At 28.9% G+C, this 25,310-nt stretch carries 23 protein-coding genes; 19 read left to right on the forward strand and 4 right to left on the reverse strand.

What is annotated here, in order from left to right; translation table 11 throughout:
- Positions 1-21: 21 nt before the first annotated feature.
- Positions 22-1,008 (forward strand): choloylglycine hydrolase family protein, encoded by a 987-nt coding sequence (locus tag INR60_RS08115; protein WP_194191014.1) that lies wholly within the window; start codon positions 22-24, stop codon positions 1,006-1,008.
- A gap of 29 nt (positions 1,009-1,037) precedes the next feature.
- Here the strand turns inward: INR60_RS08115 and INR60_RS08120 are convergent, their stop codons facing one another.
- From INR60_RS08120 to INR60_RS08130, 3 genes are read right to left on the reverse strand one after another with little or no spacing between them, the layout of a single operon-like run.
- On the reverse strand, positions 1,038-1,925 hold the full coding sequence (locus INR60_RS08120) for an N-acetylmuramoyl-L-alanine amidase family protein (RefSeq protein WP_194191015.1): 888 nt from the start codon (positions 1,923-1,925) through the stop codon (positions 1,038-1,040).
- 1 nt (position 1,926) lies between these two features.
- Positions 1,927-3,021: a YARHG domain-containing protein gene (locus tag INR60_RS08125; RefSeq protein WP_194191386.1), complete on the reverse strand. Its 1,095-nt coding sequence runs from the start codon at positions 3,019-3,021 to the stop codon at positions 1,927-1,929.
- A 20-nt stretch (positions 3,022-3,041) separates the two neighbouring features.
- Positions 3,042-4,286 (reverse strand): TcaA NTF2-like domain-containing protein, encoded by a 1,245-nt coding sequence (locus INR60_RS08130; protein ID WP_194191016.1) that lies wholly within the window; start codon positions 4,284-4,286, stop codon positions 3,042-3,044.
- Between the two features lie 130 nt (positions 4,287-4,416).
- On the opposite strand from INR60_RS08130, the gene INR60_RS08135 reads away from it, so the two are divergent.
- A complete protein-coding gene (locus tag INR60_RS08135) occupies positions 4,417-5,223 on the forward strand; it encodes a zinc ribbon domain-containing protein (protein WP_194191017.1) in 807 nt (268 codons plus the stop codon).
- A gap of 63 nt (positions 5,224-5,286) precedes the next feature.
- Here the strand turns inward: INR60_RS08135 and INR60_RS08140 are convergent, their stop codons facing one another.
- Positions 5,287-5,487, reverse strand: coding sequence for a hypothetical protein (locus INR60_RS08140; protein ID WP_194191018.1), 201 nt, complete (start codon positions 5,485-5,487; stop codon positions 5,287-5,289).
- Positions 5,488-5,649: 162 nt separating this feature from the next.
- Between INR60_RS08140 and INR60_RS08145 the strand changes: the two genes are divergently transcribed.
- The 17 genes from INR60_RS08145 (at position 5,650) to INR60_RS08225 (ending at position 25,303) form a co-directional block, all read left to right on the forward strand.
- Positions 5,650-6,237, forward strand: coding sequence for an ATP/GTP-binding protein (locus INR60_RS08145; RefSeq protein ID WP_194191019.1), 588 nt, complete (start codon positions 5,650-5,652; stop codon positions 6,235-6,237).
- A 134-nt stretch (positions 6,238-6,371) separates the two neighbouring features.
- Positions 6,372-7,493: a non-hydrolyzing UDP-N-acetylglucosamine 2-epimerase gene (gene wecB, locus INR60_RS08150; protein WP_194191020.1), complete on the forward strand. Its 1,122-nt coding sequence runs from the start codon at positions 6,372-6,374 to the stop codon at positions 7,491-7,493.
- Between the two features lie 199 nt (positions 7,494-7,692).
- Entirely contained in the window at positions 7,693-8,490 is a 798-nt protein-coding gene (locus INR60_RS08155) for a choline kinase family protein (protein ID WP_194191021.1), read from the forward strand.
- Complete coding sequence (locus tag INR60_RS08160) at positions 8,483-9,415, forward strand: DMT family transporter (protein WP_194191022.1); 933 nt, start codon at positions 8,483-8,485, stop codon at positions 9,413-9,415. The genes INR60_RS08155 and INR60_RS08160 overlap by 8 nt, the downstream gene beginning before the upstream one ends.
- 14 nt (positions 9,416-9,429) lie before the next feature.
- Positions 9,430-10,122 (forward strand): sugar phosphate nucleotidyltransferase, encoded by a 693-nt coding sequence (locus INR60_RS08165; protein WP_194191023.1) that lies wholly within the window; start codon positions 9,430-9,432, stop codon positions 10,120-10,122.
- A gap of 169 nt (positions 10,123-10,291) precedes the next feature.
- Complete coding sequence (locus tag INR60_RS08170) at positions 10,292-13,438, forward strand: N-acetylmuramoyl-L-alanine amidase (RefSeq protein ID WP_194191024.1); 3,147 nt, start codon at positions 10,292-10,294, stop codon at positions 13,436-13,438.
- Between the two features lie 137 nt (positions 13,439-13,575).
- The gene (locus tag INR60_RS08175; RefSeq protein WP_194191025.1) at positions 13,576-15,174 is read left to right on the forward strand and encodes a peptide chain release factor 3; all 1,599 of its coding nucleotides are present in this window, start codon (positions 13,576-13,578) and stop codon (positions 15,172-15,174) included.
- A gap of 197 nt (positions 15,175-15,371) precedes the next feature.
- Positions 15,372-16,010 carry a sugar transferase gene (locus INR60_RS08180; RefSeq protein WP_238480422.1) on the forward strand — a complete coding sequence of 213 codons (639 nt, stop codon included), beginning with the start codon at positions 15,372-15,374 and terminating at the stop codon, positions 16,008-16,010.
- A 32-nt stretch (positions 16,011-16,042) separates the two neighbouring features.
- On the forward strand, positions 16,043-17,206 hold the full coding sequence (gene cps2T / locus INR60_RS08185) for a beta 1-4 rhamnosyltransferase Cps2T (RefSeq protein WP_194191027.1): 1,164 nt from the start codon (positions 16,043-16,045) through the stop codon (positions 17,204-17,206).
- Between the two features lie 16 nt (positions 17,207-17,222).
- On the forward strand, positions 17,223-18,164 hold the full coding sequence (locus INR60_RS08190; protein WP_194191028.1) for a glycosyltransferase: 942 nt from the start codon (positions 17,223-17,225) through the stop codon (positions 18,162-18,164).
- Positions 18,165-18,396: 232 nt separating this feature from the next.
- A complete protein-coding gene (locus INR60_RS08195) occupies positions 18,397-19,605 on the forward strand; it encodes a hypothetical protein (RefSeq protein WP_194191029.1) in 1,209 nt (402 codons plus the stop codon).
- 2 nt (positions 19,606-19,607) lie between these two features.
- Positions 19,608-20,477: a glucose-1-phosphate thymidylyltransferase RfbA gene (gene rfbA, locus INR60_RS08200; protein ID WP_194191030.1), complete on the forward strand. Its 870-nt coding sequence runs from the start codon at positions 19,608-19,610 to the stop codon at positions 20,475-20,477.
- A gap of 11 nt (positions 20,478-20,488) precedes the next feature.
- Entirely contained in the window at positions 20,489-21,823 is a 1,335-nt protein-coding gene (locus INR60_RS08205; protein WP_194191031.1) for a glycosyltransferase, read from the forward strand.
- Positions 21,824-22,387, forward strand: coding sequence for a dTDP-4-dehydrorhamnose 3,5-epimerase (rfbC, locus tag INR60_RS08210; RefSeq protein ID WP_194191032.1), 564 nt, complete (start codon positions 21,824-21,826; stop codon positions 22,385-22,387).
- 17 nt (positions 22,388-22,404) lie between these two features.
- Entirely contained in the window at positions 22,405-23,283 is an 879-nt protein-coding gene (rfbD, locus tag INR60_RS08215) for a dTDP-4-dehydrorhamnose reductase (RefSeq protein WP_194191033.1), read from the forward strand.
- Between the two features lie 15 nt (positions 23,284-23,298).
- Entirely contained in the window at positions 23,299-24,348 is a 1,050-nt protein-coding gene (gene rfbB, locus INR60_RS08220) for a dTDP-glucose 4,6-dehydratase (RefSeq protein ID WP_194191034.1), read from the forward strand.
- A complete protein-coding gene (locus INR60_RS08225; RefSeq protein ID WP_194191035.1) occupies positions 24,311-25,303 on the forward strand; it encodes a glycosyltransferase in 993 nt (330 codons plus the stop codon). The genes rfbB and INR60_RS08225 overlap by 38 nt, the downstream gene beginning before the upstream one ends.
- The last annotated feature ends 7 nt before the right edge of the window (positions 25,304-25,310 follow it).

The following is a 25,310-nucleotide window of genomic DNA, read 5'->3' on the forward strand; positions in this document are numbered from 1 at the left end:
CGAAAAAAGGAGATTGTGATTATGTGTACGAGTTTAACATTAACTACTAAAGATAATAAACATTTATTAGCTAGAACTATGGATTTTCCTATGGAGTTTGGGCAAAGCGTTCACTTTATACCAAGAAAGTATAAGTGGGTAAACGCTATAGATAATTCTGAAAATATAACAAAACTTGCGTTAGTTGGAATGGCTGCAATAATTGACAAACACCCAGTATTTGCAGATGGTGTAAATGAAAAAGGATTAGCTTGTGCGACTCTTTATTTACCTGGTTTTGCAAAATATGATTTAGAGAGTGGAGAAAAATTTGGCTTAGCTTCATACGATTTTGTACTTTGGATGCTTAGTAAATACTCTAATATAGAAGAAATAAAAGAAGATATTAAAAATATAACTTTTGTTGAAAAAGAATTATCTTTATTAAAGATTGCGCCGCCTTTCCACTGGATAGTTACTGATAAGAGCGGAAAAAGTATAGTTGTAGAAAAAACAGAAGAGGGGCTTGAGGTACACGATAATCCTGTAGGAGTTATGACAAATAGCCCAAACTTTAAGTGGCACTTAGAAAATCTTCGCCAATATATAGGAGTTCATCCTATGCAAAACAGCAAGATAAAACTAGGCGAATTAGAACTTTCAGCGTTCGGTCAAGGTTCTGGAACTTTAGGACTTCCTGGAGATTACACTCCACCTTCACGTTTTGTTAGAGCTGCATACTCTAGGCAAAATATATTAGATATAGAGGGGGAATTTAAAGGGATTTCAGGGGCTGTTCACGCCTTAAACTCTTGTAATATTCCAAAGGGAATAGTTATGACTACTGATAGGGGAACTGATTTTACTATTTATACTTCAGCAATGTGCACAGAAAGTGGAAAATATTATTATTCAACTTACGAAAACAGAAGATTAACTTGTATAGATTTATTTAAAGAAGATTTAGATTCAAAAGAAATTAAATCATATCATTACAAAAGGGAAGAAGATATAGAATTTTATAATTAAAAACAGGCTTGCCTTTTGCAAGCCTGTTTTTAATTAAAGCACTTATCTATTCCGTTAGCTATAGATTCTGCAATTTCGTTATGATTTTTGGGATCACTTATAAACAAATCCTCTTTAGGATTAGAAATAAATCCAAGTTCAAGTAATACAACAGGAACTTTAGACCAGTTAAAACCAGTTAAATCACTGCGAGTTACTAATCCACGGTTGTAGATTCCAGTTTTTTCAGTATAAGTATCAATAATTTTCTTTCCGTATTTAGAACTTTTTTTAGATATATCTGAATTTACATATCCTCTGATTTCAGGAACTAGCATCGATGCACCGTACGCTTTAGGAGTATCAACAGCATCACAGTGTAGTCTTATTAAAAGGTCAGCATTTGAATTATTACCGATATCAGTTCTTTCAATATTACTCATTTGATCTGAAACAGAGTCCTTAGTTAATATAACGTTGTATCCAAGGGCTTCAAGTTTATCTTTTAATTTTAAACCTACAGAAACAGTAGTCTCGTATTCTGGAGTTTTAGTTTTAACTCCGACAGAACCTGAAGTATCCTTTAGTTTCATTTCTTTTGAATCAGGAGAAATCGGTTCTTTAGAGTTTGATGACTTGTTTGAATGTCCTGGGTCTATAACTATAGTTTGCTTTTTAACTTTTTCTTCTTTAATCTTTTCTTTTTCTGTATTATTTAAATCTTCGTTTTTATTTGAAGCTTCCTTTTTGTTTGAATCTTCTTTTTTAATAGGCGGTTTTTCATTATCTTTGTTACCTTCAGAAGTAGATTCTGTTTTAGGATTTTCAGGCACGCTTGCAGTAGTAGTATTTTCCTTATTACCTGTAGGTTGTTTTGAGTTAGAACAACCTACAAATATAAAGATAGGTAAGAGTAATAATAATATTATTTTCTTCATACTATTTATTCTCTAACTTTTTAATTAAATCTACATTTGCTTTTTCGTATTCATTTAAATCACTATCATTTCCTTTAAAAGAAGGGTTTGGTTGATACCAACTCTTTGAATTGAAATAAGATTTAAATGGTTCTTGATTAAATACGTAACCGTGTCTTGCGTAAATTTCATTTCTTATAAGTGCAAGTGAGTCTTTGTTGTAGCCTGATAATTCTTCAGGTGTTATATAATCTGTATCACTGTTGTAGATTATATAGTCACCAGAATATTTATAAATATCCTTAGGGTCTTTTGATGGATTATTATTTTTAAATGAATACTTAGAATCTAATTTATCAGAACCTAAGTTAGCACCTTCAAGACCTTTTTGTATTTCGTCAAATTTAGGATAAGATTTTATTTTGTAACCATATTTTGATGCAAGTGTTAATGATTTTAATGCTGAATCATAGTTTTTTGAATCACAATCTTTATCAGCATTATTTAAGCAGATTTTAATTATAAGATTTGATTTATCTTTATCTTGTAAGTTAGATAAAGAATTTATTTCAGTTTCAAAATAAGCATCATCTTTTAAAAGGTTATAAATATCATCAATCACAGTATTGTTATAGTTATATTTTAAAGCTTTATTATAATCATATAGTTTCTCAGAAGTTGAATGTTCCTCTGCTGCTGAATTTAAGTAATGATTATAAAGTAAGTCATCTTTTGAGAAAAATAAGAAAGTACCAAGACCTATAATTAAAAGAATTATAGGAACAGCTATAAATAAAGCTTTTTTCTTAGATTTCTTTTTAGGTTCTTCTGAAATCTCAGAAGGGGTTTCAAAAACTTCTTCTATTTCTTCAGTTTGGATAATCTCTTTTTTAAAATTGTCTTCATTGATTTCAGTTTTTGAGACTTCTTCAAAAACTGTATTAGTTTCTTCTATATTTTCTAGCTTTTCAATATTATCATTTGTTTCAATTGAAGTATCTTTAGTATTTTTAGTTTCATTTTTATCTTTTTCTTTTTCAATTAGCTTTGTACCACATTTATTACAAAACTTAGCGTTATCAGAAAGTTTAGCGCCACATTTATTACAAAATTTCATTATATAAATCTCCCCCTAGTTTAAACATCTTCTATTTTTGTTAAAAGAAACTCACCATTTGCATCAACTTTAAAAGTATATTTGTTTTTAAAACTCTCTACTTTTGTAGGGTTTACACCTCTTGTGATTCCGTAAACCTCATTACAAATTATAGTTCCTTCATTCTTTTCTTTATCGTATGTATAGTTTAAAAAATCTATAGAATCGAATCTTTCACGGATGTTTTCATTATAAATTTGAGGAACTACTTTTTCTTGTTCTGAGTATATTTGACTTCCGTACTCTAAATAGCCTGAAATAGTTTGGAATGAGTTGTTATTAACAGAGTATGCAAAGTCTTGTGAATAACCTTTAACGAAAGAGAATAATCTTTGTTTAAAATCATCTTCCATAAGCTTTACGTTTTTAAAATCTAAGTAAGCAGAATTGTCAATAATAAAAGTAGGTTCTGTAACTAACTTTTTAGTACCTTCTTTTACAACACCAACTATCTCGCTATCGCTAGATACAGGGCCAAAGTCTGAGCAATCCTTTACTTTTTTACCCGTGTTTACGTTATTTATATAAACCTCAGCGTCAGGTCTATCGCTAGTTATTTTTATAGTTTTTAGATTTTCAAAAAGAGTAAGTTCTACTTTATTTTCTTTAAATAGATTAATGGTTTTATCTTCAGTTGTATTTAAATATTTAGTATTAGTATTTGCTGTTAATTTATAAGTTCCAGGCATCAAAGGCCCTATCTCAGAAGTTTTATCAAAATCTGAATATGTTTTATTATTTATCATAACTTGTATCTTTGGAAAGCTTGTTTTTATATCAACATAAGATGGTTTTACTACAACTCTATATTTAGAGAAGAATAAATATTCATTTGAAACCTTCTCTAAAGATAGAGGAGCATTTGAATCTAGATTATTTAAATTATTATTTACTGAATCTAATGCTGATGGATTATTTTTAAAATAATCTAAAAGTATAGTACAGTTTTCTTTATTTATTTGTAATCTAGAATCCTTAGAATATAAGACTTTCTCAAGTTCTTCAGCATTATTAGTAGTTATAGCGGAGTTGAATGTTTTAAAAACTTCATCTTTGCTCATAACTTGAGATTTAGCAAAAAAGAATCCACCTATTAATAGTAAAGCAATTAAGATGGCTATAGGAATCAGTTTTTTGTTTTTATTATTTGTTTTAGTAGTATTTGTCTTTTGTAATGAACACTTACAATTTTCTATAAGTTGTCCACACTTGTTACAGTATTTCACTTTTAAAATCCCCCTTAATTTGTAAAAATATATATTACATTAGTTAATTTATCATTTTTTAGGGAGTTTGACAAATTTATTTAATTATTTTATAATTTTTTGGAAAATCAAATAATAGGGGGAAATTAAAATGTTTTGCAGAAATTGTGGAAAAGAAATTCCAGATGATTCAGTTTTCTGTCCAGAATGTGGAGGAAAATGTTCAGACGAGAAGAAGGGATCTAAAATGCCTAAGGTAGATACACATAAAATTTTAGGGTATTTCTTAGGTGCATTAAAAAAACCAGTAACTACTATAAAAGAAAAAGGGGAAGAGCTAAGTTTATCTATCCATATTGGAATTATCGCAGTAATTACTTTATTAATACCACTAATTCATTTAGGTGTATTAAAAACTTTTCTTGGCAAAATTATGAATCTTTACGCTGGCATATCACAGATATATAGTTCACATAGTGTAAATTTAAAGGATAGATTAGAAACTCAAAAAGGTTTAAATGAGTTTGTTGATACTTACGTTCCTTTTGGGAAAATTTATACATTAGATATATTAAGTTTTGTAATTTTCTTTGGATTAATGCTTTTATTAATATACCTAGTATATAAATTTGTGTTTAAAGCTAATATAGAAACTAAAAAGTTTTTAGGAATAATATCAGTTGCACTTATTTTAAGATTAGCGTTTACAATAGTAAGTACAGTATTTTTATTAATAAGTATAGTACCGGCTATAGTGATTAATGTGATTGGAAGCGTTGTAATTCTAGCTGTTGTTATTCTAGGAATGAGAGAATTAGCACATGAAGAGGACAAGTTAATTTATGTTGTTGCTGTATCATACGGAATAGGAATGATAGCTTCATATTATTTCACTGTAAATTATATTATATCAACTATACAAAGTTACTTTATTTCATTAGCACCATCACTATTTTAATAAAGAGGAAAAGAGGCTTGCAAAACGCAGGCCTCTTTTTAGGTTATACAAATGAGTTTTAATTTAGCATTTGTCTTTTTCAGACATGCTTTGAATGTAGTCAAACTCTGCTGTAACTATATTGTTAGAAACAATAGGGTCAGTAGCAGGGTTTGGTAGAGGAGTTATATCTCCGTTTGGAGCTTCACTGATTAAATCTCTTTCATCAGGAGCATAACCAGCTCTGTCCTTAGGTAAATAACAATTTGATTTATTTTTACTCATAAAACATCACTCCTTAATAATAGTATGGTTGTATTTCAACAAATTATAACAGGGTTATTTTAGGAATTTATATTAAATCCAATGTAATTGAAAAGATTGTCGTAAACTGGTATAATTAAAATGTTTTTATAAATTAAAGAAGGTACATGGAGGAGAGATCATATGCCAAAAAGAATAGCCATCTTAGGTGGTCCAAGATGTGGTAAAACTACATTAATACAACAACTTTATGTTGATTTAAAAATAAGAGACTTAAATGTAGGTGTTGCTACAGAATATAGCACAGACTATTTAAGAGATAAAGGTATGATAGAAACTATTGCAGAGCAATACGGTATATACTTAGGACAACTTCAATTAGAAGAGTCACTAAACTGTTTTGATTATGCAATAACTGATTACGCAACATTTGTTCCTTATATATACGGAAGATTTATGTTAGGCGATAAAAAAAGAACTCAAAAAGAAATTGAGATTTTAAAAGATTTATACATATTAGCATTAAGAGACTTACCAAAGTACGACCACATTTTCTTTGTTCCAAGAGAGTTTGGATATACTAGAGATGGAGTTAGATGGCAAGATGAAGAATTAGCAGAAGCTATAGATAGAGCTATATTATCATTCTTAGAAGCTGAAAATGTTAACTTTGATATAATAACTGGTTCAACAAAAGAAAGATCAGAAAAGATTTTAAAGATTGTTGGATTAGATAAATTTGAAGTAAAGGCTGCAATGCCTGAAAAATAGAATTTTTAAGGTTTGGGATGTTTAGCTTTTAGTCAAAACATCCCAAAATTTATATATTTAAGAGTATAATAGATTTATATAGAAGGATAATAAATAATAAGAGCATAAGAGGCTAGAATTTTGGAGGAATAAATATGAGAAAGATTAAGGTTTTATCAGTATTTGGTACAAGACCTGAGGGGATAAAAATGTGTCCTTTAGTTAAAGCTTTAGAAAAGGATGAAAGATTTCAGTCAATAGTATGTGTTACAGCGCAACATAGAGAGATGTTAGATGCAGTTTTAGATATTTTTAAAGTTAAGCAGAATTTTGATTTAGATATAATGGCGCACGGACAGACTATAATAGATATCTCAACTAAAGTTTTAAGAGGAGTGGACGAAACTATAAAGGAATGTAAACCGGATATAGTATTAGTTCACGGAGACACTTCAACAACCTTAAACGGAGCACTTGCAGCATTTTACAACAAAGTTCCAGTAGGGCACGTTGAAGCAGGACTTAGAACATACGATATATATTCACCATTCCCAGAAGAAGCTAATAGAAAATTAACAGGAGCAATAACAGAAATGCACTTTGCACCAACTAATACTAATAAAGCTAATCTTCTTAGAGAGGGAGTAGATGAAGAAAAGATAATAATAACTGGTAACACAGTTATAGATGCTCTTTTAAGTGTTATAGATGAAGATTTAAAATTCGAACAAGAAGAATTAAACGATATAAACTACAAGAATAAAAAAGTAATTCTTTTAACAACACATAGAAGAGAAAACTGGGGAGAGCCTATGGAAAACATCTTTAAAGCTATGATAAGATTAGTTAAAGATAACGAAGATGTTGAAGTAATTTTCCCAATGCACAAAAATCCTTCAATAAGAGAATTAGCTCATAGATATTTCGATGAATATAAAGGAAGAGTTCATTTAATAGAGCCTTTAGAGTACGTAGAATTTGCAAACCTTATGGAAAGAGTATACCTAATAATGACAGATTCAGGTGGGATTCAAGAAGAAGCACCAACACTTGGGAAACCAGTAATGGTACTTAGAACTGAAACAGAAAGACCAGAAGCTGTAGAAGCAGGAACTATAAAGCTTGCAGGTGTAGAAGAAGATAACATCTACAACTTAGCAAAAGAGCTTATAGAAAATAAGGAAGAGTACGAAAAGATGGCTCACTCAGCAAACCCTTACGGAGATGGTAAAGCTTGTGAGAGAATATTAGATAGTATATTCAAGAAATTTAATTAGAAGTGATAAAGTGGTATTTTTATACCACTTTTTTTATTTTTCAGAGACATTTAATAGGGGGAATACACTTTAGAAAGAAGGGGTTTTTATAAAAACTTTAACTACTAGATTAAAAGAAGGTAAGCTAATAGAAGATACTTTAAGAAAATGTTTAAAAAGAGAAGATATAAATATTGATAGTTTTATAAGAGTAGGCGGAATGACTAATAAGAATTATAAAGTGAAAACTTTAAATGATAGTTTTGTTCTTAGATTTCCAGGAGAAGGAACGGAAAAAATAATAGATAGAAAAAATGAAGTTGCAAATGTTAAAGCAATTTCAAATAACGAAATAGATGTAAAAACTCTATATATTAATGAAGAAACGGGAATAAAGATAACTAAATATATCGAAAATGACGAAACTTTAAATAATAATACAGCAAAAGAAGATAAAAACTTAAAACTAGTTTCAGAGCTTTTATTAAAATTACATAATTCAAAAATAGAGATGGGTAATGAGTTTAATCCATTTTATGAGATTAAAAAATACGAAGATATAATAATTAAAAATAGATATGAATTTTATAAAGGGTATGATTCAATTAGAAATAAGGTATTTAAGCTTAAAAAAGATTTAGATACAAATCTTGTACCTTCACATAACGACACTCTACCTGATAATTTTATTAAAGATAAAAGTGGAAAATTATATTTAATAGACTGGGAATATAGCGGTATGAATAATAGATTTTGGGATCTAGCTGCATATTCTTTAGAATCTGAACTATTAGACTTAGAAGAAGATAGATTTTTAAAATACTATCTAAATAGAGAAATAGAAGAAAAAGATAGACTAAATTTACTTATAAATAAAATCCTTCAGGATATTTTGTGGTCACTTTGGACAATCATTAAAGAAAACGAAGGAGTAGATTACGGTCCTTACGGAATAGATAGATACAATAGAGGAATAAGAAATTTAGAAAAGTATACTAAAGGGCTAATTTATGAATAAAAAATATTCTAAGATAAATAAAGGCATAAGAAATGGGTTATTTTCAGCTATAACTTGGGGCGCAGATACTGCATTAGTTGGAATAGTTATAACATCGATTTCTAATATAAGTTTTTATAAAGCTATATTTTTAGCCCCATTTATAACAGCGTTTTTGCACGATTTATTTTCTGTTATTTGGGTAACGATTTACTTATTTTTAAGAAGAGAGTTAAAAAACTCTATAACTAAATTAAAACTAAAAAACACAAAAGAGATTATTTTAGGAGGGTTACTTGGAGGTCCTGTCGGAATGACTTGTTATCTTTTATCAATAAATTATATAGGTCCCTCTTATACAGCATGCATTACTGCACTTTATCCAGCTTTCGGAGCACTTTTAGCTAAAGTGATTTTAAAAGAAAGGCTTAATAAAAAGGTTTGGATAGGGATTTTACTAAGTCTTATAGGGATAGTATTTTTAAGTGATTTTATAAGGTTTAAAGATATGGATATATTAGGATATATTTTTGCTACTGTTTGTCTTGTAGCTTGGGGGAGCGAGGCTGTTTTATGTTCCTTAGGAACTAGAGGAGAAGGCTTAGATACAGATACAGCTTTGTTTGTAAGGCAATTAACCTCAGCTATAGTTTATGGGTTTTTGATAATTCCTATAATAGGAGGACTTGATTTAACTATTACTTCTCTTTTAAAACCAGAAGTTTTAATTATTATATTTATATCACTTCTTGGAACTTCATCGTATTTGTTTTATTATAGTTCAATAAAAAAGATAGGTCCAAGCAAGGCTATGGGTATAAATATAACTTACTTTTTGTGGGCAGTTATAATTGATGCTGTAATATTAAATTCAAATATTTCAGTAAAAGTAATAATAAGTGGCTGTATGATTTTATTAGGTTCATATCTTATAGCTAAGGATTGATTAGGAGATTAATTATGAAAGCGATTATTTTAGCGGCAGGGATGGGCACGAGGCTTAGACCCTTAACTATAAATACACCTAAGTCTTTAATAAAGGTTAAAGATAAACCTTTAATTGAAAGGCAGATAGAATACCTTAAAGAAAAGGGAGTAGAAGAAATTATAGTAGTAACGGGGTATTTAAAGGAAAGCTTTGAATATCTTAAAGAAAAATATAACGTAGAACTTTTTTATAATGATAAGTATGATATCTATAATAATATTTATACTATGAATTTAGTTAAAGATTATTTAGGGGATTCTTACGTTATAGATGCAGATATATATCTAGATAGAAATATCTTTAAAAATGATATTAAAGATTCTACATATTTTTCAGTCTGCAAAGAAAAATTTAATAATGAATGGAAAATAGTATTTGATGAGAATAATAATATAGAAAAAATAGATATAGTAGAAGAGGGATTCGGCTATATTTTATCTGGAGTATCTTATTGGAGTAAAAGAGATGCAAGTATTATAAAAGAAGAACTAGAAAGAATTATGAAAACTTCTGATTTTTCGAAGTTTTACTGGGATGATATAGTTAGGCTTAATATAGGAAAACTTAATGTTAAAATAGAGAAATTAAAAGAAGATGATATTTTTGAAATAGATTCTTTAGAGGATTTAGATGAAATAAAGAATAAGGTAAAAATTACAAAATAAAAAACAGTTAATTAAATCAGTTTTTTTTCGATAAATATTTATAAGAAATCATAATAAATATTAATATTATAAATTATAGCGAAAAAATGTTATTTTATGTTAAAAGATGGTTAAATATGATATAATATTATAGTTATAATCGAAAAATTAAAGAAGTGGTGGAGGGGAAATGAAAAAATTAAAAAGAATAAGTCAAATAATAGTTGCTATTTTTGTATTAAACTTATTTTCGTTTAATACAAGCGCGCAAGCAGCAGAGCAAACTCCTATAGTGGGACAAGCTACTGCAAGTGTAGCTCAAATGCAAAAATGGGCTAAAAGTAAAGGTGCAACGGATACATTTATAAGTTTAGCACCTAAATATATGGAATTAGCTAGCAAGCACGGGGGAATCAATCCAGTTGTTGCGTACGCACAATCAGCGGTTGAAACGGGCTATGGAAAATTTGGTGGAATCATTGATGAAAGTTATCATAATCCTTGCGGATTAAAAACTTCAAAAGGTGGAGATAATGATGACCCTAATGCACACCAAAGATTTGCAAATTGGGATCAAGGAATAAGCGCACATTTAGATCATTTAGCATTATATGCTGGTGCAAATGGTTATCCAAGAAGCAATACATATGATCCAAGACATTTTGCTAGTATAAAAGGTAAAGCTGTATATGTTGAACAATTATCAGGAGCTTGGGCAACTGATGCACAGTATGCAGGGAAAATACTTAATCTTAAATCAGAAATAGAGAAGGAAAAAAATAGCATAGGCTGGATTGAAACACCTTCAAATAATTCAAAAGTTAACGGTAAAATACAAATAAATGGATGGGCGTTAGATAGTAGAGGAATATCTAAGGTTAAACTATTTGTTGATAATAAATATATAAAAGATATTAACTATGGAATAAATAGAGCTGATGTAGCTGCTAGTCACCCAGGATATTTAGATAATGAAAAATCAGGGTTTGAAGGTGAAATTGATGCAGATGATTATTTAGCAGGAAAACATAGTATAAAGCTTGAGGTTGTAGCTAAAGACGGAATTTCATTTGATTTATATACTAATTTTGAAGTAGTAAAAAAATCGCCAAAAATGTGGTTGGAAAGTCCTAGATATTGGGATAAATGCAAAGGTGAAACTAAGGTTTCAGGATGGGCATTAAATGATTCAGGAGTAAAACAAGTTGATTTGTATGTGAACAATAAATTCTATTCAAATCTAAAATATGGGTACTTAAGAGAAGATGTAAATAAATCATATCCTGGATATAAAAATGGTGAAAAATCAGGATTTGAAGGTATGATTGATTTTAGTAAATTACCAGTAAATACAAATATAATAAAGGTTGTTGCTATTGGAAATGATGGAAGTAAGACGGAACAAACGATAGAAATAACAAATAATAAAAAATCGCCTAAAATGTGGTTGGAAAGTCCTGTTTATTGGGAAAAAACTAAAAATGAAATATCAATAAATGGATGGGCATTAAATGAGTCTGGTGTAAAAAATATAAAAGTATATATAAATGATAAATATATCAAAGATTTAAAATATGGATTAAAAAGAGAAGATGTAAATATAGCATATCCTGGATATAGTAATGGGATAGAATCAGGCTTTAATGGTAAAATAGACTTAAGCGGTTACAGTAATGGCAATTATAAATTAAAAGTTATTGCTGAAGGAAATGATGGTTCAAATACAGAGCAAGAAATAGTTGTTACGAAACAAAAGGATGTATCAAGACTTTGGGTAGAAAATCCTAGTCAAGGTGCAGATATACAAGATAATTTGAAAATATCAGGTTGGGCATTAGATAGTTCTGGAATTAATAATATTAAGGCATATATTGATGGTAACTATGTTACAAATATTAATTACGGATACAAAAGATATGATGTAAATCAAGCATACCCAGGCTATACTAATGGAATAGAATCAGGTTTTGAAAAGGTGATTTCTGTTGATGGGTTCAAACCAGGAAATCATAAATTAAAAATAGTTGCTATTAGTAAAGATGGGGCGGAGTTTAGTCAAGAATTAACTATAAACGTTAAGAAAAAGTCACCAAATATGTGGATAGAAGCTCCGAGCCAATTTGATAAAGTGAAAAATAGCATTAAAGTATCAGGCTGGGCAATAAATGATTCAGGAACTAAAAATGCAAAAATATATATTGATAATAAATATATAAAAACTATCGATGTAAACCAAAAAAGATATGATGTAAATAATATTTATAGTAATTATAAGGGGTCTCTAGAATCAGGATTTGAAACTATAATGAACTTGGATAATATTGGAACAGGAGAGCATTCATTAATAGTTGAAGCGATAGGTAATGATGGATCAAGTCAAAAACAAGAAAGAAAATTTGTGATAAATAGATTTGCTTCAAAAATGTGGGTTGAAACTCCAGCAAACAATGAAATAGTAAAAGATGAAACTTTTATTCAAGGATGGGCATTGAATGATTCAGGAATTAATAAAGTTGAAGTATATTGCGGAGGTTCATACTTAGGAGCTTTAAATAGTGGGTTAGCTAGGTATGATGTTAGTGTTGCATATCCAGGTTATAAAAATAGCGAAAATTCTGGATTTAGTGGTAAAATAAACACTAAAGAATTGAAGTCTGGTGAAAATAGATTAGAGGTAAAAGCAACAGGAATAGATGGCAGCATTCAGAGACAATTTGTATATGTTAGAAAAAATGGAAATGGTAAAATAGTAATAGATCCAGGGCATAGATTATTTGGAGCTGACACAGGAGCTGTATCAGAACATAACGGTATAGTTTATAATGAAGGGGAGTTAGACCTTCAGTTAGCTATGAAAGTCAAAAATGAGTTAGAAAACAAAGGGTATGATGTTATTATGACTCAGACGTTAAATAATATGATAGCAGCAAATACAATTTTAGAAAGTTTACAGAAAAGAGTAGAAATAGCTGAAAATAATAAAGCAGATCTTTTTGTAAGCATTCACCACAATAGTTATGATAATGCAAATGCATATGGAACAGAAGTTTGGTATAGCAATCCTAAGAAAAATCCACAAGTTGGGGCAACTAAAGCAGGACAAGAGTTAGCAGGAAAAGTTGCAACTAGTATTGCAAAAGAAGGTGGATTCTATAATAGGGGAAGTAAGCAAAGAGAATTATATGTAACTTACAACACTACAATGCCGGCTATTTTGGTAGAAGCTGGATTTTTAACAAATCCTAATGATGCTAAAAAAGCTGCAAGTAGTACAAATCAACAAAAAGTTGCAAGAGGTATGTCAAATACAATAAATACTTTTATGCAAAACAGATAAAGTAAAATCTTCGAGGAAAAAACCTCGGAGATTTTATTTTTGAAGAAAAAATGAAATACTTTAACTATTATGTTATAATCTAAAATGATGATTTTTAGAGTAAATTAAAGTTAATATAAATTTAAGGAGGAAAAACCTTGGCTGATTTTATAAAAGAAATAGAAAAAAGAAGAACCTTTGCGATAATCTCTCACCCTGATGCTGGTAAAACTACATTAACTGAGAAATTCCTACTTTATGGAGGAGCTATAAGACTTGCAGGTTCAGTAAAAGCAAGAAAGGCTTCAAGTCATGCAGTTTCAGACTGGATGGAGATTGAAAAACAAAGAGGTATCTCAGTTACTTCTTCAGTTATGCAGTTTAACTATAGCGGTCACTGCATAAATATATTAGATACTCCAGGGCACCAAGACTTCTCAGAAGATACATATAGAACACTTATGGCTGCGGATTCAGCAGTAATGGTAGTAGATGCTGCTAAAGGGGTTGAGGCTCAAACTAAAAAATTATTCCACGTTTGTGCACTTCGTGAAATGCCTATATTTACTTTTGTAAATAAGATGGATAGAGAAGCTAAAGATCCCTTTGGACTTTTAGAAGATATAGAAAACGAACTTGGAATTAAGACTTACCCTATGAACTGGCCGATAGGTTCAGGTAAAGAATTTAAAGGTGTTTACGAAAGAGACAATAAAAGAATCATAGCTTTTAGTGGCGGAAAACACGGATCAGAAGAAGTTGAAGCTATAGAAGGTTCTGTAGATGATCCTAAATTCAAAGAAATTTTAGGAGAAGCTCTTCACGAAAAGCTTATGGAAGATATAGAACTTTTAGATATAGCAGGGGATGAGTTTGATGTTGAAAAGGTAAGAAACGGAGAATTAACTCCAGTATTCTTTGGATCAGCACTTACAAACTTCGGGGTTGAACCTTTCTTAGAGCATTTCTTAGAGATGACAACTTCACCTTTATCAAGACATTCAAGCATAGGAAATGTAGATCCTTTTGATGATAGTTTTTCAGCTTTCGTATTTAAGATACAAGCAAATATGAATAAAGCTCATAGAGATAGAATAGCATTTATGAGAATTTGTTCTGGAAAATTCGAAAAAGGAAAAGATTATTTCCACATGCAAGGAAACAAAAAAATAAAATTAGCACAGCCTCAACAATTTATGGCTCAAGATAGAGAAATAGTTGAAGAAGCTTATGCAGGAGATATAATCGGAGTTTTCGATCCAGGTATATTTGCTATAGGAGACACTATCTGTACTCCAAGTAAGAAGTTTAAGTTCGATGGAATACCAGCCTTTGCTCCAGAGCATTATGCAAGAGTTAGACCTATTGATACTATGAAGAGAAAGCAATTCGTAAAAGGTGTTACTCAAATAGCACAAGAAGGTGCAATTCAGGTATTTAAAGAACTTCATATAGGAATGGAAGAAATAATAGTTGGTGTTGTAGGTGTACTTCAATTTGAAGTTTTAGAATACAGACTTAAGAGTGAATACAACGTAGACATCAAAATGGAAAGACTTCCTTATAGATTCGTAAGATGGATAGAAAATGATAACGACATAGATATAGAAAAACTAAACCTTACTTCAGACACTAAAAAGGTTAAAGACTTTAAAGATAGAAACCTTCTTATATTCCAAAACACTTGGGGAATAAGCTGGGCTTTAGATCACAATAACGGTATAGTTTTATCAGACGTTGGTAAATCAGAAGAATAAAAATAGAGAAAAGTTATCTTTTCTCTATTTTTTTTAATTAATCTATAAACAAATGTAATTATATATATTAGATTATCATAAGGTGTCGAATAGTTAACAAATTAGCCAATTTATGATAAAATTAAATAGATTGTATTCTAAAAATAAAAGTTTTAATTAATAAGAATATTAGATTATATGTGGAATGGGGGAATATGATGGAAATAAGTAGCACTGATACAACAAAGGAGCGTATTGGATATAATTTCATCAAAAGACTAGTAGATATATTGATATCGTTGATAGGGGTAATCTTTTTAATACCTTTATGGGTAGTTGTAACATTACTTATAAAGTATGAAAGTAAGGGTCCTATAATTTTTTCGCAAAAAAGAGTTGGAAAAAATATGAAAGAATTCAAGATGTATAAATTCAGATCTATGGTAGTAAATGCTGAAGAACTTAAGGAAAAGTTAGCTGAACAAAATGAAATGTCTGGACCTATGTTTAAGATGAAAGAAGATCCTAGAGTTACTAAAATTGGTAAATTCATAAGAAAGACAAGCATAGATGAATTACCGCAGTTATTTAATGTTTTAAAAGGCGAAATGAGTTTAGTTGGTCCGAGACCATCTTTACCTAAAGAGGTTAAAGAATTCGAACCTTGGATGTTAAAAAGGTTTGAAGTAAAGCCTGGACTTACTTGCTATTGGCAAGTATCAGGAAGAAATAATATTGATTTCGAAGAGTGGATGAAGCTAGATAATAAATATGTAGATGATAGAAGCACAATGTTAGACTTGAAACTTATATTCAAGACTTTTTTTGTGCTATTTGGTGACGATAATGCATGTTAATAAGAGAGTTTATATAGTAAAGGAAGAAAAATATGAAAAATATATTTATAATAGGATCAAAAGGAATTCCATCTAATTATGGAGGATTCGAAACTTTTGTAGAGAAGCTAACAGAAGGTAAGGTAAGCGAAGAAATAAAGTATCATGTTTCTTGTTTAGCAAAAGATAATGAGCAATTCTATCATAATAATGCACGTTGTTTTAATGTTAATGTACCAAATATAGGTCCGGCAAAAGCAGTATATTATGATATTATGGCACTCAAAAAGGTGCTTATGTATATAGAAGAGAATAATATAAATAATGCAATTATTTATATTCTAGCTTGTAGAATAGGACCTTTTTTAGGAAAATACAAAAAAAAGGCAAGGAAGTTAGGGGCAAAAATATTCGTAAATCCAGATGGGCATGAATGGAAAAGAGCTAAATGGAATGCCTTTATAAGACAGTATTGGAAATTATCAGAGAAGTTGATGGTAAAGCATGCTAATTTATTGATATGTGATTCAAAAAATATTGAAAAATACATAAAAGATGATTATGAAAAGTATAATCCTAATACTACTTTTATTGCTTATGGGGCAGAAACATCAAAATCTATGCTTAACGATGATTCGGAAGAGTTAGTTAATTGGTATAGTGACAAAGGGTTAAAAAAGAAAGAATATTATTTAGTTGTAGGAAGGTTTGTTCCTGAAAATAATTATGAGACAATGATTAGAGAATTTATGAAATCAGATACAAAGAAAGATTTTGCAATTATAACTAATTTTGAGAAAAATAAATTTTATGAAGAATTAAAAGAAAGAACGGGCTTTGAAAATGATTCTAGAATCAAATTTGTAGGTACTGTTTATAATCAAGAATTATTAAAAAAAATAAGAGAAAATGCATATGGTTATTTTCATGGACATGAGGTAGGTGGAACTAATCCTTCATTGTTAGAAGCATTGGCTACTACAGATTTGAATATATTACTTAATGTTGGATTTAATAAAGAAGTTGCAGAGGATGGGGCTATTTATTTTGATAAGAAAAAGAATAATTTAGCTGAACTTATTAATAAAGCTGACAAGTTAAGTGAAGATGAAATTTGTGTATTTTCAAAAAAAGCAAAAAGTAGAATTGATTCGGAGTATACGTGGGAATTGATTATTAAACGTTATGAAAATATTTTCTTAAATTATAAAGACTAAAAAAGAGGAAAAAAAGATGAAGTATATATTGAGTGTTATAATTCCGGTTTATAACATAGAAAATTATTTAGAAAAATGCATAGACAGTGTTTTAAAACAAAGATTTAAAAATTACGAAATTATTTTGGTTAATGATGGTTCTACAGATAATAGTTTAAAAATTTGTAAAAGATACAAACAAAGATATAATAATATAACATTAATCGATAAAAAAAATGGCGGATTAAGTGATGCAAGAAATGCAGGACTAAAAATTGCGAATGGGGAATTTGTTGTATTTATCGATAGTGATGATTATATAGATGAATTTATGTTTGAAAAAATGATTAATGTTGCACAAAAAGATAATTTAGATTTGGTTATATGTGACTGCGAAAGAGTATATGAAAGTAAGGAAATAGATAAAATTTGTAAATGTGATTTAGATAGTTCAAAATTATATAACAATGAGGAATTGTTATATAATTATCTTTTGCAAAATATAAGACCTAATGCTTGGGATAAGCTATATAGAAAATCATTATTTATAGAAAATAATATTGAGTTTCCTAAAGGATTATATCATGAGGATTTGTTAACAACATTTAGAATTATTAAAGAAGTTAAGAGAGCTAAATATATTGATGAACCATTTTATAAATACTTGTGTAGAGAGGGATCCATTACTACTAATTTAAAATTAAAAAATCTTGAAGATATGAGTATAATAATTAAAAGAATTAATGAATTATTCAATGAAATGAATTTACAAAAAGAATATGTAGATGCTTTTAATATTTTAAATTACAATGTTTGTAGTTACATAAAGAATAATATTAATGATGAAAAAAAAGAAAATATTATTGCAGATATAAAAAGTAAATTTATAAAAAATAAAATGGTATTAAATAAATTAATATCAAATAAAGAAAGAATCAAATTTATATTAAATATTTTGGGGATAAGTAAGGTAATGTAATAAAAAAAAGGAGAAAAAAATGCAATTTAATAGAATTATTCAAGATATAATGCATTATGTGAAAAAAGATAAAATTAATTTTATTATATGGAACTGTATTTTATTATTAATGATAGGCTTATTAAAGTTTAATTTTGTAAGCTGCATATTCGGATTCTTAACAATAGGTATATTAATTCCTATTTCATTAAGAAATAATAAAGTGCTAATTTTAACGCAGTTATTGTTAAGTATGAGTATATTGTTTTTTACATTGTATTGTGGAGTAAATATAATATTTAAATACTTACCAGATTTAATTTCTTTAATAATACTAATAAAAGTATTATTAAAAATACTTAAAAGAGAAGTAAAGATTACAGATAAATATATCGTTATATTTATAATATTATTAATTATAAATATAATAGCTTTTATTATTAATGACCAAAGTTTAATTGTATTTATTGTTGGATTAAGAAATTATTATATATTTTATATAGCGTTTTTAGGGTATTTATACCTTGATATAACAAAGAAAGATGTAAAATTAATTATAAAAAGTATAATAATATTTAGTTTTATACAGATACCTATAACAGTAGTTCAATATTTTTATTTTAGAACAGCAGATGTAGATTTATTTCAAGATTATGTAGCAGGTACCTTTGGGGAACGAATGAATGGAGATTTGGGATTTTTAATTCTTATAGTAGTATCCTTTTATATCGCAAGTTATTTAGTAGGTAAGATAAAAGCGAAAAGTTTATTGCCTTTGGTTTTATTTGGGATTCCCGTGATCTTAGGAGAAATCAAAATAGTAATTCTTGTTTTACCAATAATCATAGTAATTTTATTTTTAAGTAGAATTAGTAAAAAAGGTATAAAGGTATTATGTATAGCTATTGGTACAATTGCCATAGTTTTCTTTGGATTGATTTTAAAATATCCTGAATTTAGGAATTTATTTAATGTGAAATATATTCAATATTATGCATATGATCTTAGTTATGGAGATTATCAAACTAATAGATTTTCTGCACCCGTATATGTTCAAAACAATTTATTAGATACTATGCCTAAAGAATTATTTGGAATTGGAGTTGGAAATGGAAGTGACAACGGACCGGAAATTTTAAATAGTGAATTTTTTAATGAAAATTCTAAATTAGGCACAAATTTATTTTTCAGTTCAATATTTCTTCTGGAAAATGGGTGGATAGGATTAACAATATTTTTAATATTAATGAGTTATATAATTTATAAAATTTTTGTATTAAAAAAGAAGGTTAAATCAAAAGAAGACGAGATTTTTGTTATTGCATCACGTGGTGTCGTTATAGTTTTATTAGTAAGTTTTTTATATAGTTTAAGTATATTTAATTTAACATTTGGATATCTATTATTTTTTATTTTAGCTGTAAACATAAGAATAAGTAGAGAAGTAAATAAGGAGGAATAATAATGAAAGGTATAATTTTAGCAGGAGGATCAGGAACTAGACTTTATCCTGTGACGAAAGCGATGTCAAAACAAATGGTTCCTATATATGATAAACCGATGATATATTATCCAATGTCTGTTTTAATGCTTGCGGGAATCAGAGATATTTTAATAATATCAACGCCTAGAGATATAGTTAACTTTAAAGAGTTATTTAAGGATGGATCAGAATTTGGTCTTAATATAGAATATAAAGTTCAAGAAAGTCCAAACGGACTTGCAGAAGCATTTATAATCGGAGAAGACTTTATAGGTGATGATAGCGTAGCTATGGTTTTAGGAGATAATATCTTCTACGGTCAAAGTTTCTCAAGCCATTTAGAAAAGGCAGCTAGTCTTAAAAAAGGAGCGGAAGTTTTCGGATACTATGTTCAAAATCCAAAAGCTTTTGGAGTAGTTGAGTTTAATGAAAACGGCAAGGTAATATCTTTAGAAGAAAAGCCAGAAAAACCAAAATCAAAGTATGCAGTGCCAGGACTTTATTTCTATGACAATAAAGTAGTAAATTACGCTAAAAATTTAAAACCTTCAGATAGAGGGGAGCTTGAAATAACAGATTTAAATAGAATTTATATGGAAAGTGGAGAATTAAGTGTAAATCTTTTAGGAAGAGGGATGGCTTGGCTTGATACTGGAACACACGCTTCAATGCTTCAAGCTTCAAATTTTGTAGAAGCAGTTCAAAACACTCAAGGTACATATATAGCTTGCCTTGAAGAAATTGCATACAGAAAAGGCTGGATTTCTAAAGAAAAAGTTTTAGAACTTGCAAAACCTTTAATGAAAACAGGGTACGGTAAATACCTAGTTGATATTATAGAAGAGGAATAGAGGAGAAAAACATGAATATATTGCACTATACATTAGGGCTACCACCATATAGAACAGGTGGTCTTACTAAATATAGTATTGATTTAATGAAAGAACAAACAAAATTAAATAAAGTATTCATGTGTTTTCCAGGAAAGAATACTTTAACTAAAAAATTCAAAATTAAAAAATATAAAGTATTTAATGGAATAGAAAGTTTTGAACTAATAAATACTTTACCAGTACCTTTGTTAGGAGGAGTTTCTGAAATAGGAGCTTTTATTAAGGATATTCCAGAATCAAACGAAGAAATTGAGCAATTTTTACGTGATATTAAACCAGATATTATTCATATACATACTCTAATGGGACTCCCTAAAGAGTTTATTATGACTTCAAAAAAACTTAACATAAAAACTGTATTTACAACTCACGATTATTATGGACTTTGTCCAAAAGTTAATTTTATTAATTGCGATGGGAATTTAGAAAAATGTGAGAGTTGTAATAAAGATGCTTATAGCTTGAAGATGATTAATATTATGCAGTCCTCACTATATAGAAATCTTAAAGAAACTAAAGTATTAAAAGTTTTAAGAAAAAATACTAAGAAAAAAGTAACTATTACAGAAAAAGAAATAATTAAAACTAAAGAGAGTTTTGAAAAGTATGCGGATTTTAGAAAATATTATACAGAAATTCTTGAAAATATTAGCAGTATACACTTTAATAGTAGTGTTTCAAAAAAAGTGTTTGAAAAATACTGCAAAATTGAAAGCGGAGATATACTAAGTATAACTCACGGAAGCGTACAAGATAATAGAATGAAAAAAACATTTGACTCTGAAAAACTTAAGATTGTTTTTCTTGGGCCTTTAGAGAGTTATAAAGGATTTGGATTACTTTTAGATGTTTTAAAGGAAGTAGATTTTAATCTTTGGGAGCTGCAAGTATATGGAAATAGTTACGAAGTAGATTGCGAAGAAGGAATGAATGTAACCTTTAATGGAAGATATGATTATTCAGAAGTTCCTAATATTATGAAAAAAAATGATGTTTTAATTGCACCTAGTGTTTGGAATGAAACCTTTGGTTTTATAATTTTAGAGGCAATTAGTTATGGAATGCCGATTATAACAAATCAAAATGTAGGTGCGTGTGACATAATAAAAGATAATGTTACAGGTTTAATTAGTGATGGGACTAAGGAAAATCTTAGAGATATAATAGGAAAAGTTATAAAAGACCGAGAAATGTTAGTAAATATAAATAAAAATATCATAGAGAGCGATTTTGATTTAGAAATTGAAAGTCACTATAAAGAGATGTTATTATTTTATGAAAAAGTTTTGAAAGAGAGTGTTTAAATGGGAAAATTTAATTTCGTAAAAACTAAAATAAGAGATTTATATATAATAGAGCCTGCAGTTTTCGGAGACGAAAGAGGATATTTTATGGAAACTTACAACAAAGAAGATTTCTTTAATGCAGGATTAACTATGGAATTCGTTCAAGATAACGAATCAAAATCAAAACGCGGAGTTTTAAGAGGATTACATTTTCAGACTCAAAAAACTCAAGGAAAATTAGTAAGAGTAACTAGTGGAGCGGTTTATGATGTTGCTGTAGATTTAAGAAAAGGATCACCTACTTACGGAGAGTGGGAAGGGGTTCTTTTAACTTCTGAAAATAAGAAGCAATTTTACGTTCCAGAAGGTTTTGCACACGGGTTCTTAGTAGTTTCAGATGAAGCAACTTTTAATTACAAATGTACTAACTTCTACGCTCCAGAGTTTGATGGCGGAGTTTTATGGAACGACCCTAAAATCGGAGTAGAATGGCCTTTAGAAGGAATCGAAGAGATTATTCTTTCAGAAAAAGATAAAAATCAAAAAACTTTAGATGAACTTGATTTACCATTCATCTATTAATAATGGAGGGTAAAGAAATGAAGATATTAATAACAGGTTCTAACGGACAGTTAGGAAATGAATTAAGTAAAATAATAAGCACAGGGACATCAGAGATTGGAAAAATTTCAGATAATCTAAGAGAATCAGAAGTTATAGCGTTAGATGTAGAGAGGTTAGATATCACTAATCTAAAAATGGTTAGAAAAGTTTTAAATAGAGAAAAACCAGATGTAGTTATAAACTGCGCTGCTGCAACTAACGTTGACGGATGCGAAACTCAAAAGGATTTTGCTTTTAAGGTAAATACTTTAGGTGCTAGAAATTTAGCTATAGTTTCAGAAGAAATAGGAGCTAAATTAGTACAAGTCTCTACAGACTATGTTTTTAGCGGAGCAACTAGAGAAACTCCATTTACAGAGTTTGACTTAACTGAGCCTTATAGTGTATACGGAAAAACTAAGCTAGAAGGTGAGAAGTATGTAAGAGAACTTTGCTCAAAATACTTTATAGTTAGAACAGCTTGGCTTTATGGATATGTTGGTAATAACTTTGTTTATACTATGAGAAGATTAGGGGAAGAAAGAGATAGATTAACTGTAGTTAACGATCAAACTGGAAACCCTACTAATGCTAATGATTTAGCTTACCATATTTTAAAACTTATAGAAACAGAAGAATACGGAGTTTACCATTGCACTGGTAAAGGGGAATGTACTTGGTATGATTTTGCTAAAAAGATAATGGAATTATCAAATATAAACTGTGAAGTAGTGCCTTGCACTTCAGAAGAGTTTAAAACTGCAGCTAAAAGACCAGAGTACTCATCTTTAGATAATATGATGCTAAGATGTAATGTTAGTGATGAGATGAGAAACTGGGAAGAAGCTATAGAGACATTTATAAAAAATATTTAAAGGTGGAATAGATTTATGAAAACTTACTTAGTAACTGGCGGAGCAGGATTTATAGGATCAAACTTCGTTTTATATATGTTAAACAAATACGAGGATATTAAAATAATAAACCTAGATAAATTAACTTATGCAGGAAATTTAGAAAACTTAAAATCAATTGAAAACGACGAAAGACATATCTTCGTTCAAGGGGATATTTGTGATACAGAATTAGTAAGAGATTTATTTGAAAAACATAACATAGATTACGTAGCTCACTTTGCAGCAGAATCACACGTTGATAGAAGTATAAAAGAGCCAGAAATATTTGCAAAAACAAATGTTATGGGAACAGTTAATTTATTAAACTGTGCAAAAGAAGCTTGGGAAACTGAAGAAGGATGGAAAGAAGGAGTTAAATTCTTACACGTTTCAACTGACGAAGTTTACGGTTCTTTAGGAGAAACAGGCTACTTTACAGAAACTACTCCATTAGACCCTCACAGCCCTTACTCAGCAAGTAAAACAGGTTCAGATTTAATGGTAAAAGCTTACCACGATACTTACAAAATGCCGATGAACATAACTAGATGTTCAAACAACTACGGACCATTCCAATTCCCAGAGAAGTTAATACCACTTCTAATAAATAACTGCTTAAAGCATGAAGACTTACCAGTTTACGGTGATGGAATGAATATAAGAGATTGGTTATTCGTTGAAGATCACGCTAAAGCTATTGATATGGTTATAAACGACGGAAGAAACGGAGAAGTTTATAACGTTGGAGGGCACAACGAAAGAACAAACATCCAAATAGTTAAAACTGTTATAGGATATATTAATGAAAACGTAGATAAAGAAGTAACAGAAAACTTAATTAAATACGTAGAAGATAGAAAAGGTCACGATAGAAGATACGGAATAGACCCAACTAAAATAAAAGAAGAATTAGGATGGTATCCTGAAACTACTTTTGAAGTAGGAATAAAGAAAACAATAAAATGGTACTTAGATAATATGGAGTGGATGAAAAATGTTACTTCAGGTGAATATCAAAAGTACTATAATAAGATGTATAAGTAGGTTAAATATGAGTGAAGAAAATATTTTAGTAAGTATAAGTTGTATAACTTATAATCATGAAAAATATATTAAACAAACAATTGATAGTTTTTTAAATCAAAAAACTAATTTCAAATATGAAATTTTAATACATGATGATGCATCAACTGATGGAACACAAAAAATACTTAAGGAATATCAAGAAAAATTTCCTGAAATAATTAAAACAATTTTAAGAGAAGAAAATCAATATTCAAAAGGTGTAAAAAGAATTTCATATTTAAATAATGATTTAAGAGCTAATGGTAAGTATATCGCAATGTGCGAGGGAGATGACTATTGGAACGATGAAAATAAGTTACAAGAGCAAGTTGATATTCTAGAAAAAGATAATAATATCAGTTTTTGTTTTACAGAAGCTAACTTGTTAGATACTATGAGCAATGAAATCAAAGATGTTCAGAGGGCTTATAGGGAAAGCTGTTATATAAAAATGTCAGATTTGATTAGACAAGGTGGTGCATTTTGTCCTACAGCATCAATTATATATAGAAGGAGTATGGTAGAAGAAATGCCGGAATTTTTCTTTAATTCACATGTTGGGGATTATCCACTGCAACTAATTCTAGGATTTAAAGGTGAAGGATATTATATTGATAAGCCTATGGTTACATATAGGGTAAATACACCGGGTTCATGGAGTAGTAAGCAAAACAATAAGAATAAAATAAAAACTATGGAAAATGATATTGAATTATTAGAAGAATTTAACAACTATACAGGGACAAAATTTAATGAAGATATCCAATATAAAATAAATGAGTGTGAATTTTGGATTGAATATATAGAAGCGGACATAAAAAAACTGAAATCAAAAAAGTATACTGAGTTTTATAGTAGAATTGGAATGCTAGGAAAAATTAAATTGTATGTAAGACATTATTTGCCGAATGTCTCTATAAAATTATTTAGATAGAGAGGCT

The sequence above is a fragment of the Clostridium chrysemydis genome (assembly GCF_015234215.1).
In the GTDB taxonomy this organism is placed as follows: domain Bacteria; phylum Bacillota; class Clostridia; order Clostridiales; family Clostridiaceae; genus Clostridium; species Clostridium chrysemydis.